Source organism: Streptomyces sp. NPDC045287, from assembly GCF_056432325.1.
Genome location: NZ_JBWKJG010000030.1, coordinates 42,104 through 52,946, shown reverse-complemented (window position 1 = coordinate 52,946; position 10,843 = coordinate 42,104). Strand labels below are relative to the sequence as shown.

Here is a 10,843-nt window from a genome sequence, read left to right as displayed (position 1 = left end):
AACTCGCCACCCGCTACAAGGCCGGAGTCCACCTCGCCTCACTCATCCTCTGGCTCCGCGAACCCAACCAAGATCCTTTGTCAGACAGGACCTAGCGGCCCGTAGCCCGTACCGTCCCGTCGTTCCTGGTGGGGAGGCGCGCGGGGGCCGTCCGATTGGGGCGGGCCCGCGCGCTCTGCGTATCCTCGGGGCGTGCTTCTCTCAGACAAGGACATCCGGGCCGAGATCGAATCCGGACGGGTGCGGATCGATCCGTACGACGAATCCATGGTGCAGCCCTCGAGCATCGACGTGCGGCTCGACCGCTACTTCCGGGTGTTCGAGAACCACCGCTACCCCCACATCGACCCCGCCGTGGAGCAGGCCGATCTCACCCGGCTGGTGGAGCCGGACGGGGACGAGGCGTTCATCCTCCACCCCGGCGAGTTCGTGCTCGCCTCGACGTACGAGGTCATCTCCCTGCCCGAGGACATCGCCTCCCGGCTGGAGGGCAAGAGCTCCCTCGGGCGGCTCGGCCTCGTCACGCATTCGACCGCGGGTTTCATCGACCCCGGGTTCTCCGGACATGTGACCCTGGAACTGTCGAACCTCGCGACCCTGCCGATCAAGCTGTGGCCGGGGATGAAGATCGGCCAGCTGTGCATGTTCCGGCTCAGCTCGCCGGCCGAGTTCCCGTACGGCAGCGATCGGTACGGGTCCCGGTACCAGGGGCAGCGCGGGCCCACGGCCTCGCGGTCCTTCCAGAACTTCCATCGGACGCAGGTGTGAGCATGAGTGCTGTACGGGAGAACCTCACGTACGAAGGGTTCGGGCGCGCGGTGCGCGAGCTCGCCCAGACCGTCGCGGACGACGGCTACGAGCCGGATGTCGTGCTCTCCATCGCCCGCGGCGGTGTCTTCGTGGCCGGCGGGCTCGCCTACGCGCTCGACTGCAAGAACATCCACCTCGTGAACGTGGAGTTCTACACGGGTGTCGGCACCACTTTGGAAATGCCGGTGATGCTCGCGCCCGTCCCGAACGCGATCGACTTCAGCAACAAGAAGGTCCTGATCGCCGACGACGTCGCCGACACCGGGAAGACCCTGAAGCTCGTCCACGATTTCTGCCTCGACCACGTCGCCGAGGTCCGGTCCGCCGTCATCTACGAGAAGTCCCACTCCCTCGTGAAGTGCGAGTACGTCTGGAAGCGCACCGACGACTGGATCAACTTCCCCTGGAGCGTCGAGAAGCCCGTCGTCCGGCGTTCCGGGCAGGTCCTCGACGCCTGAGGGCGCTGAGCCCCCAAGCCTTGAAGCCCCTGGGAGCCTTGAAGCCCTGGAGTCCTGAAGCCCTGGAGTCCTGAGGGGCGCAGGGACGGGAAGCGCGGAAGCGGGAAGAGGGAAGCGCGGAAGCAGGAAAGCGGGAAGCGGAGAAGCAAGAAAAGGGAAAGGGCCCGGGGTCTTCGCGACCCCGGGCCCTTTCCGGCTCCTCGTGGCGGGTTCCTACAGCGTTCCCAGCTTGATCAGCGACAGCAGCGCCACCAACTGGATCGCCGACGCGCCCAGGGCCTTCGGCCACGGCAGGTCGTGGGACTTGCTCACCATGGACGTGAACAGCGCGCCCGCCGCCAGCCACGACAGCCAGCCGATCACCTGCACCAGGGCGTTCTCGCCGCCCAGGAACATCGCGAACAGCAGGCGCGGGGCGTCCGTCATCGACATGATCAGCATCGACAGGCCCACCGTCGGCTGCCACGCCCCGGTGCCGCCCAGCTGGCGGGCCAGGGTGTGGGTCACCGCGCCCAGGATCAGACCGCCGACGACGAACATGACCCCGGTGACCAGGACGGACGGGATCGCCGCCGACAGGGTCGCGTTGATCGTCTCCTCGCGGGCCTTGTCGAAGCCGAACAGCGCCAGCAGGCCGTACACGAAGGTCACCGTCAGCGCCGGCAGCCAGACCGCGTGGTCGCGCATCTGCCAGAACGTCGGGCCGGGGCGCAGCACGATGCCGGTCAGGAGCTGCTGCCACGGCAGGCGCGGGCCCGAGGGGGCGGCGGCGCCCGCCCGGTAGGTGTCCGGCGGGCCGTACGGGTCCTCGTGGACGCTGAACACCTGGGTGTGGCCCGGGTTGTTCGCGGTGTGCGCGTGGGGGGCGTACGGCTGCTGGGGCTGCTGGTGGTGGGGGTGGTGAGGGTGCGGGGCGGCCTGCTGCTGGTAGGGGTCGCCGAAGTACTCCGGTTCGCCGTGCGTGCGGCCGTCCCGCGGCCACTGCTGCGGCGCCCCGTACGACGGCGGTACGGGCGTGTCGCCGTTGCCGTTGCCGTACGGTCCCTGCCGCGGGTGCGGGGGCTGCTGCCCTTGTTGGCGCGGGGTGCGGTTGCCCCGGCCGCGTCCGATCCTGAATCCAGCCACGTCTACGAACGTACCCGGTTCCGCGCGCACGGACGTACGCGGCCGTTCACCGGGCCCTCTTTGCTGCTGAGCTGTGACATCCCCTAGGGGACGCGTCCGACGACAAAACGGCCGGGTCCGCCCTCCGCAGGGCGGACCCGGCCGTTCCGTCGGCCGGCACCGGGGCACCGGGTGCCGGTGGTGCTACTGGGCCGGCTCCGGCTCCGGGGTCGCGTCGGACTCCGGGGCCTCGGGCGCCGGGGTCCTCACCGACTCCAGGAGGAGCTGCGCCACGTCCACGACCTGGAGCGACTCCTTGGCCTGGCCCTCGTTCTTCTTGCCGTTGACCGAGTCGGTCAGCATGACCAGGCAGAACGGGCAGGCGGTGGATACGATGTCCGGGTTGAGCGACAGGGCCTCGTCGACGCGCTCGGTGTTGATGCGCTTGCCGATGCGCTCCTCCATCCACATCCGCGCGCCGCCGGCGCCGCAGCAGAAGCCGCGCTCCTTGTGGCGGTGCATCTCCTGCTGGCGCAGGCCGGGGACGGCGGTCATGATCTCGCGCGGCGGCGTGTAGACCTTGTTGTGCCGGCCCAGGTAGCACGGGTCGTGGTAGGTGATCAGGCCGTCGACCGGGGTCACCGGGACGAGCCGGCCCTCGTCGATGAGGTGCTGGAGCAGCTGCGTGTGGTGGATGACCTCGAACTCGCCGCCCAGCTGCGGGTACTCGTTCGCGATCGTGTTGAAGCAGTGCGGGCAGGTCGCGACGATCTTCTTCGACGCCTTGGGCTTCTTCGTCGACTCGTCCACCCCGCCGTCCTCGTCGAGGGTCTCGCCGAACGCCATGTTCAGCATCGCGACGTTCTCCTGGCCGAGCTGCTGGAACAGCGGCTCGTTGCCCAGGCGGCGGGCGGAGTCACCGGTGCACTTCTCGTCACCGCCCATGATCGCGAACTTGACGCCCGCCATGTGCAGCAGCTCCGCGAAGGCCTTGGTGGTCTTCTTGGCGCGGTCCTCCAGGGCGCCGGCGCAGCCGACCCAGTACAGGTAGTCGACCTCCGACAGGTCCTCGATGTCCTTGCCGACGATCGGGACCTCGAAGTCGACCTCCTTGGTCCACTCGACGCGCTGCTTCTTGGCCAGGCCCCAGGGGTTGCCCTTCTTCTCCAGGTTCTTGAGCATCGTGCCCGCCTCGGACGGGAACGCGGACTCGATCATCACCTGGTAGCGGCGCATGTCGACGATGTGGTCGACGTGCTCGATGTCGACGGGGCACTGCTCGACGCAGGCGCCGCAGGTGGTGCAGGACCACAGGACGTCCGGGTCGATGACGCCGTTCTCCTCGGCGGTGCCGATCAGCGGGCGCTCGGCCTCGGCGAGGGCGGAGGCGGGGACGTCCTTCAGGGCCTCCTCGGACGCCTTCTCCTCGCCCTCCATGGTCTTGCCGCCGCCGGCGAGCAGGTACGGCGCCTTGGCGTGCGCGTGGTCGCGCAGCGACATGATCAGGAGCTTCGGGGAGAGCGGCTTGCCCGTGTTCCAGGCGGGGCACTGCGACTGGCAGCGGCCGCACTCGGTGCACGTCGAGAAGTCGAGGATGCCCTTCCAGGAGAAGTGCTCGACCTGGGAGACGCCGAAGACGGTCTCCTCCGCGCCCTCCTCGTCGTCGAAGACGGTCTCGAAGTCGATCTCCTTGCCGCCGGACGTCATCGGCAGCAGGGCGCCCAGCGCGGTCTCGCCGGTGGCGTTGCGCTTGAACCAGATGTTGGGGAAGCCGAGGAAGCGGTGCCAGGCGACGCCCATGTTGGTGTTGAGCGAGACCGTGATCATCCAGATCAGGGAGACGCTGATCTTCACCATGGCGGCGAAGTAGACCAGGTTCTGCAGGGTGCCGGTGCTCAGTCCGTCGAAGGCGAGGACGAGCGGGTACGACACGAAGTAGGCCGGGTCGTACGAGTCGACGTGGTGCAGCGCGCCCTCCAGGCCGCGCAGGACCAGGATGACCAGGCCGATGGTGAGGATGACGTACTCGACGAAGTACGCCTGCCACGCCTTGGAGCCGGTGAAGCGCGACTTGCGGCCGGGGCGGGACGGCAGGCTCAGCAGCCGGATCACGATCAGGACGGCGATGCCGAGGACCGTCAGCAGGCCGATCAGCTCGGTGTACATCTCGAACGGCAGGAAGCCGCCGATGACGGGCAGGGTCCAGTCGGCCTGGAAGAGCTGCCCGTACGCCTGCGCCAGCGTGGGCGGCAGGGTGAGGAAGCCGACCGCGACGAACCAGTGCGCGAAGCCGACGATCCCCCAGCGGTTCATCCGGGTGTGGCCGAGGAACTCCCGGACCACGGTGACCGTGCGGGCCTTCCAGTCGTCGGTGCGGCTGCCGGCCGGCACGGGCTGGCCGAGCCTCACGAACCGGTAGATGTGCGCGATCGCTCGGGCAAAGAGCGCAACGCCGACCACGGTCAGGGTCAGCGACACAATGATCGCGGCGAGTTGCATGGGGGCTCCTCGGGCCTGCGAGGTGGGGGATCCAGCACTACTAAGCGGTAACTTAATGGGTTCGATGCTGAGCGTACCCAGTTATTCCGCCGCACTGTAGCCGCGTACGCGGTGATCTGCGTCGCTCAGGTGAGCCTGACCGCCGCTCATCGCCCCCGACGCCGCGAGGCGCTGATCAGGGCCGCGGGCGTACGGAGGAGCAAAGCCGCGTCCAGTCCCATCCCATGGTGCTCCACGTAGTGCTGGTCCAGCAGCAGGGGTTCGTCCCACGGGAGCTCGGAGCCCCGCTTCACCTGCGCCAGCCCCGTCAGCCCCGGCTTGACGAGCTGCCGCCACGCCGCGTCGGCGCCGGGGGACCCCGGCGGCAGCGGCGCGGGCCCCACGAGCGACATCTCGCCCCCCACGACGTGGGTCAGCCGCGACAGCGCGTCGAGGCGCAGGAGGCGGATCGGCAGGGTGCGCAGCGTGAACGTCCGGCCGTGCAGACCGGTCGCCGCCTCCCGTACGAGGACGCCGCCGGGCGGGCGGAGGAGGGCGCGGACGGCCGCGGCGGTGAGGAGCGCGGGGGCGGCGAGGGCGAGGAGGGTGCAGCCGAGGGCCAGATCCAGGATGCGCTTGGGGTGCATGGCGCGACACCTGACCGTTCTGGGGGGTCATGGCGGGGTGGCGGGGGACGTCGTGGCGTTGAGGTGGCACATCCCGGATGGCGGAATGTACCCGAGAAGCGAATGAAGCGTAGAAAGTGTGGAAGGCGCTGGAAGTTGCTTATGGGCGGAATGACCCGACGGGCAGAACGATAGGGGCGGGCGATCGCCGGCGCCGGGTGCGACGCACCGCGTGTTGCGCATAAGGGCGGGATAAAACTTGAGTCGGATTGACTCAGGTCTGTTGACCGCGATGAGTGAGTGGTGCATCCTTGAGTCTGTTCCACTCAAGTCAGCTGGAGGAATCGAAATGGCACGTGCGGTCGGCATCGACCTGGGCACGACTAACTCCGTCGTCAGCGTTCTGGAAGGCGGCGAGCCCACCGTCATCACCAACGCCGAGGGCGCCAGGACCACGCCGTCCGTCGTCGCCTTCGCCAAGAACGGCGAGGTCCTCGTCGGTGAGGTCGCCAAGCGGCAGGCCGTCACCAACGTCGACCGGACCATCCGCTCGGTCAAGCGCCACATGGGCACGGACTGGAAGATCGAGCTGGACGGGAAGAACTTCAACCCGCAGCAGATCTCCGCGTTCATCCTGCAGAAGCTGAAGCGGGACGCCGAGGCGTACCTGGGCGAGAAGGTCACGGACGCGGTCATCACCGTCCCGGCGTACTTCAACGACTCCGAGCGCCAGGCCACCAAGGAGGCCGGCGAGATCGCGGGCCTGAACGTCCTGCGCATCGTCAACGAGCCGACCGCCGCCGCCCTGGCGTACGGCCTCGACAAGGACGACCAGACGATCCTCGTCTTCGACCTCGGCGGCGGCACCTTCGACGTCTCGCTGCTGGAGATCGGCGACGGCGTCGTCGAGGTGAAGGCCACCAACGGCGACAACCACCTCGGTGGCGACGACTGGGACCAGCGCGTCGTCGACTACCTGGTCAAGCAGTTCCAGAGCGGCCACGGCGTGGACCTCTCCAAGGACAAGATGGCACTCCAGCGCCTCCGCGAGGCCGCCGAGAAGGCGAAGATCGAGCTGTCCTCGTCCACCGAGACGTCGATCAACCTCCCCTACATCACGGCGTCCGCCGAGGGCCCGCTGCACCTGGACGAGAAGCTCACGCGCGCCCAGTTCCAGCAGCTCACCGCCGACCTGCTGGAGCGCTGCAAGATCCCGTTCCACAACGTGATCAAGGACGCGGGCATCCAGCTCTCCGAGATCGACCACGTCGTCCTCGTCGGCGGCTCGACCCGCATGCCGGCCGTCGCCGAGCTCGTCAAGGAGCTGACCGGCGGCAAGGAGGCCAACAAGGGCGTGAACCCGGACGAGGTCGTCGCGATCGGCGCCTCGCTCCAGGCCGGTGTCCTCAAGGGCGAGGTCAAGGACGTCCTGCTCCTCGACGTGACCCCGCTGTCCCTCGGCATCGAGACCAAGGGCGGCATCATGACCAAGCTGATCGAGCGCAACACGACGATCCCGACGAAGCGCTCCGAGATCTTCACGACGGCGGAGGACAACCAGCCGTCCGTGCAGATCCAGGTCTACCAGGGCGAGCGCGAGATCGCGGCGTACAACAAGAAGCTCGGCATGTTCGAGCTGACCGGTCTCCCGCCGGCCCCGCGCGGCGTCCCGCAGATCGAGGTCTCCTTCGACATCGACGCCAACGGCATCATGCACGTCACCGCCAAGGACCTCGGCACCGGGAAGGAGCAGAAGATGACCGTCACCGGCGGCTCCTCGCTCCCGAAGGACGAGGTCGACCGGATGCGTGAGGAGGCCGAGCGGTACGCGGAGGAGGACCACAAGCGCCGCGAGGCCGCCGAGACGCGCAACCAGGGCGAGCAGCTCGTCTACCAGACCGAGAAGTTCCTCACCGACAACGCCGACAAGGTCCCGGGCGAGATCAAGACCGAGGTCGAGGCGGCGGTGAACGAGCTCAAGGAGAAGCTGAAGGGCGAGGACACCGCGGAGATCCGCACCGCCACCGAGAAGGTCGCGGCCGTCTCCCAGAAGCTCGGCCAGGCCATGTACGCCGACGCGCAGGCCGGCCAGGCGGCGGGCGGTGCCCAGGCGGGCGCCGAGGGCGCCAAGGCCGACGACGACGTGATCGACGCCGAAATCGTCGACGACGAGAAGCCGAAGGGTGGGGCCGCATGACGGAGGAGACCCCGGGCTTCGAGGAGAAGCCCGACGTCCCCTCCGGCGCCACCTCCGACGACGCCGTCGAGGCCGCCGAGAACCCTCCCGTCGAGGAGGGCGCGGCGGCCCCGGCCGGGGACGCGAACCAGACGGACCAGTCCGTCGGCTTGACCGCCCAGCTGGACCAGGCCCGCACCGCGCTCGCCGAGCGCACCGCGGACCTCCAGCGGCTCCAGGCCGAGTACCAGAACTACCGCCGCCGGGTCGAGCGGGACCGGGTCGCGGTCAAGGAGGTCGCCGTCGCGAACCTCCTGAGCGAGCTGCTGCCCGTGCTCGACGACATCGGCCGGGCGCGGGAGCACGGCGAGCTGGTCGGCGGCTTCAAGTCGGTCGCCGAGTCGCTGGAGACCGTCGTCGCGAAGATGGGCCTCCAGCAGTTCGGCAAGGAGGGCGAGCCCTTCGACCCGACCGTGCACGAGGCGCTGATGCACTCGTACGCGCCGGACGTCACCGAGACGACCTGCGTGGCGATCCTCCAGCCGGGGTACCGGATCGGCGAGCGGACCATCCGTCCCGCACGTGTCGCCGTCGCCGAGCCCCAGCCGGGTGCCGCGCCGGCTCCGAAGGAAGAGCAGTCGGCCGACGAGGAGAACGGTGGCCCCGAGGAGGGCTGACAGCCACAGGGCCGGCGGTCGCAGGACCGCCGGCCCCGGGGCTGACGCAGTGATCGTCCGGGAGGAGGGACGTCGATGAGTACGAAGGACTTCGTCGAGAAGGACTACTACAAGGTCCTCGGCGTCCCCAAGGACGCGACCGAAGCCGAGATCAAGAAGGCGTACCGGAAGCTCGCCCGCGAGTTCCACCCGGACGCCAACAAGGGCGACACCGCCGCGGAGGCCCGCTTCAAGGAGATCTCCGAGGCGAACGACGTCCTCGGCGACCCCAAGAAGCGCAAGGAGTACGACGAGGCGCGCGCCCTCTTCGGCAACGGCGGCTTCCGGCCCGGGCCCGGTGGCGCGGGCGGCACGTTCAACTTCGACCTGGGCGACCTGTTCGGCGGCCAGGGCGGGGCGGGCGGCGCCGGCGGCTTCGGCGGCGGGCTCGGGGACGTCTTCGGCGGCCTGTTCAACCGGGGCGGCGCCACGGGCACCCGGACGCAGCCGCGCCGCGGTCAGGACGTCGAGTCCGAGGTGACGCTCAGCTTCACCGAGGCGGTCGACGGCGCCACCGTCCCGCTGCGCATGTCCAGCCAGCAGCCCTGTCAGGCCTGTTCCGGCACGGGCGACAAGCACGGCACGCCGCGGGTCTGCCCGACGTGCGTCGGCACCGGCCAGGTGTCGCGCGGTTCGGGCGGCGGCTTCTCGCTGACCGACCCGTGCGTGGACTGCAAGGGCCGCGGGTTGATCGCCCAGGACCCGTGCGAGGTGTGTCACGGCAGTGGCCGCGCCAAGTCCTCGCGCACGATGCAGGTCCGCATCCCGGCGGGGGTCTCCGACGGGCAGCGGATCAGGCTGCGCGGCAAGGGTGCGCCCGGCGAGCGGGGCGGCCCGCCCGGCGACCTGTACGTGGTCGTCCACGTCGGCGCGCACCCGGTCTTCGGCCGGAAGGGCGACAACCTCACCGTCACCGTGCCCGTCTCGTTCGTGGAGGCGGCGCTCGGCGGCGAGATCAGGGTGCCGACCCTCGGCGGACCGCCGGTCACGCTGAAGATCCCCGCCGGTACGCCCAACGGCCGTACGATGCGGGCCCGGGGCAAGGGCGCGGTCCGCAAGGACGGCACGCGTGGCGACCTGCTGGTCACGGTCGAGGTCGCCGTGCCGAAGGAGTTGAACGACAAGGCGCGCGAGGCCCTGGAGACGTACCGTCAAGCTACCGCGGGAGAGGACCCGCGGGCGGAGCTGTTCCAGGCCGCGAAGGGGGCTTGAGGCAATGGACGCACGCCGACGCAACCCGTACGAACTGACCGACGAGACCCCGGTGTACGTCATTTCGGTGGCGGCGCAGCTCAGCGGGCTGCACCCGCAGACACTGCGCCAGTACGACCGCCTGGGGCTCGTCTCCCCGGACCGTACGGCCGGCCGGGGCCGGCGCTACTCGGCCCGCGACATCGAGCTGCTCCGGCAGGTGCAGCAGTTGTCGCAGGACGAGGGCATCAACCTGGCCGGGATCAAGCGCATCATCGAGCTGGAGAACCAGGTCACCGCGCTGGAGGCCCGGGTGGCCGAGCTGACCGCGGCCCTGGAGGGCGCGGCGGTGGCGATGCGTCAGCGCGAGGCGCAGGTGCACGCCTCGTACCGGCGGGACCTGGTGCCCTATCAGGACGTGCAGCAGACCAGTGCGTTGGTCGTGTGGCGGCCGGCCGGAAAGCGCGGCGGCGAGTAGTCCCGCACTCCCGTGCCCCGTGGCGGCGAGCGCCCGGAAGCGCCGGCAGGACCTGGAAGGCCCCCTCCGAGGAGGGGGCCTTTCCCGTGCGATGATCCGGGGATGCGTACGAGGGGGAGCGCGGTGGTCACGGCCGCGGCGGTGGTCACGGTGGTGACCGCGGGGTGTTCGGCGGGCGGGGCGACGCCGGACGCGGCGTCCCCGTCGCCCTCGGCACCCGTACCGGGCCTCTCCGCGCCCGCGGGGCCCTCGGCGGGCGCGTGCCCGGAGTCGGGCGTACGGGTCACGCTGGGGGCCACGGAGGCCGCCCTGGGGCTGCGGGCGCTGTCGGTGTTCCTCGACAACTGCGGCGGCCGGCCGTTCGGGGTGAGCGGCTACCCGGAGGTGGCCGTACTGGACGCGGAGCGCGAGGAGCTCGACGTGACCGTGCGCCTCGGCACGGACGCGGTGGACGGCGGGGCGACCCGTTCGACGTTCGTGCTGCGGCCGGGGCAGCGGGCACGGTCGGGGGTCCTGTGGCGGAACACGGTGACGCGGTCGGACGTCACGGCGACGAACGGCGCGTACCTGCGGGTCACGCCCGGCCGGGGGGCCGCCGCTCAGACGGTCGCCCCGCACGACGGGCCGCTGGACCTGGGCACCACCGACGCCGTGGAGGTCACGCCCTGGACGCCGGAGGGCGGCGCGTAGCGGGGCGGCGACGCGCCGGGGTGGCGGGTGCCGGAGTGCCGGGGCGGCTGGGTGCACCAGGCTGCGACGCTCTGGAGCGACGGGTGCGCCGGGGCTGTGACGCGCCGGGGCCGGAA

The 10,843-nt window shown here is 70.2% G+C and carries 10 protein-coding genes; 7 read left to right on the top strand and 3 right to left on the bottom strand.

Features of this window, described 5'->3' with window-relative positions:
• The first annotated feature begins 192 nt into the window (after nucleotides 1–192).
• Together dcd and AC07D6_RS31745 are read left to right on the top strand one after the other, a co-directional pair.
• Nucleotides 193–768 (top strand): dCTP deaminase, encoded by a 576-nt coding sequence (gene dcd / locus AC07D6_RS31750; RefSeq protein WP_315877639.1) that lies wholly within the window; start codon nucleotides 193–195, stop codon nucleotides 766–768.
• Between the two features lie 2 nt (nucleotides 769–770).
• Nucleotides 771–1,268 carry a phosphoribosyltransferase gene (locus AC07D6_RS31745; protein WP_479050166.1) on the top strand — a complete coding sequence of 166 codons (498 nt, stop codon included), beginning with the start codon at nucleotides 771–773 and terminating at the stop codon, nucleotides 1,266–1,268.
• A gap of 213 nt (nucleotides 1,269–1,481) precedes the next feature.
• On the opposite strand, the gene AC07D6_RS31740 is transcribed toward AC07D6_RS31745, so the two are convergent.
• The 3 genes from AC07D6_RS31740 to AC07D6_RS31730 form a co-directional block, all read right to left on the bottom strand.
• Nucleotides 1,482–2,393, bottom strand: a complete 912-nt coding sequence (locus AC07D6_RS31740) for a Yip1 family protein (protein WP_315877637.1) — start codon at nucleotides 2,391–2,393, stop codon at nucleotides 1,482–1,484.
• Between the two features lie 183 nt (nucleotides 2,394–2,576).
• Nucleotides 2,577–4,871, bottom strand: coding sequence for a (Fe-S)-binding protein (locus AC07D6_RS31735; protein ID WP_479050164.1), 2,295 nt, complete (start codon nucleotides 4,869–4,871; stop codon nucleotides 2,577–2,579).
• A gap of 146 nt (nucleotides 4,872–5,017) precedes the next feature.
• A complete protein-coding gene (locus AC07D6_RS31730; protein WP_315877635.1) occupies nucleotides 5,018–5,497 on the bottom strand; it encodes a sugar transferase in 480 nt (159 codons plus the stop codon).
• A gap of 328 nt (nucleotides 5,498–5,825) precedes the next feature.
• On the opposite strand from AC07D6_RS31730, the gene dnaK reads away from it, so the two are divergent.
• From dnaK to AC07D6_RS31705, 5 genes are all read left to right on the top strand, one after another.
• Nucleotides 5,826–7,673: a molecular chaperone DnaK gene (gene dnaK, locus AC07D6_RS31725; protein WP_479050162.1), complete on the top strand. Its 1,848-nt coding sequence runs from the start codon at nucleotides 5,826–5,828 to the stop codon at nucleotides 7,671–7,673.
• Nucleotides 7,670–8,329 carry a nucleotide exchange factor GrpE gene (grpE, locus tag AC07D6_RS31720; protein WP_315877633.1) on the top strand — a complete coding sequence of 220 codons (660 nt, stop codon included), beginning with the start codon at nucleotides 7,670–7,672 and terminating at the stop codon, nucleotides 8,327–8,329. The genes dnaK and grpE overlap by 4 nt, the downstream gene beginning before the upstream one ends.
• 75 nt (nucleotides 8,330–8,404) lie before the next feature.
• Entirely contained in the window at nucleotides 8,405–9,580 is a 1,176-nt protein-coding gene (gene dnaJ, locus AC07D6_RS31715) for a molecular chaperone DnaJ (protein ID WP_315877632.1), read from the top strand.
• Nucleotides 9,581–9,584: 4 nt separating this feature from the next.
• Complete coding sequence (locus tag AC07D6_RS31710; RefSeq protein WP_315877631.1) at nucleotides 9,585–10,037, top strand: heat shock protein transcriptional repressor HspR; 453 nt, start codon at nucleotides 9,585–9,587, stop codon at nucleotides 10,035–10,037.
• A gap of 102 nt (nucleotides 10,038–10,139) precedes the next feature.
• Nucleotides 10,140–10,727 (top strand): DUF4232 domain-containing protein, encoded by a 588-nt coding sequence (locus AC07D6_RS31705; RefSeq protein WP_479050159.1) that lies wholly within the window; start codon nucleotides 10,140–10,142, stop codon nucleotides 10,725–10,727.
• Nucleotides 10,728–10,843 lie beyond the last annotated feature (116 nt).

What these genes read in the sequence shown, in the direction of transcription:
- AC07D6_RS31745 (WP_479050166.1), top strand. Translation starts at nt 771, where the DNA reads ATGAGTGCTGTACGGGAGAACCTCACGTACGAAGGGTTCGGGCGCGCG.
- AC07D6_RS31735 (WP_479050164.1), bottom strand. Translation starts at nt 4,871, where the DNA reads ATGCAACTCGCCGCGATCATTGTGTCGCTGACCCTGACCGTGGTCGGC.
- AC07D6_RS31730 (WP_315877635.1), bottom strand. Translation starts at nt 5,497, where the DNA reads ATGCACCCCAAGCGCATCCTGGATCTGGCCCTCGGCTGCACCCTCCTC.
- dnaK (WP_479050162.1), top strand. Translation starts at nt 5,826, where the DNA reads ATGGCACGTGCGGTCGGCATCGACCTGGGCACGACTAACTCCGTCGTC.
- grpE (WP_315877633.1), top strand. Translation starts at nt 7,670, where the DNA reads ATGACGGAGGAGACCCCGGGCTTCGAGGAGAAGCCCGACGTCCCCTCC.
- dnaJ (WP_315877632.1), top strand. Translation starts at nt 8,405, where the DNA reads ATGAGTACGAAGGACTTCGTCGAGAAGGACTACTACAAGGTCCTCGGC.
- AC07D6_RS31710 (WP_315877631.1), top strand. Translation starts at nt 9,585, where the DNA reads ATGGACGCACGCCGACGCAACCCGTACGAACTGACCGACGAGACCCCG.
- AC07D6_RS31705 (WP_479050159.1), top strand. Translation starts at nt 10,140, where the DNA reads ATGCGTACGAGGGGGAGCGCGGTGGTCACGGCCGCGGCGGTGGTCACG.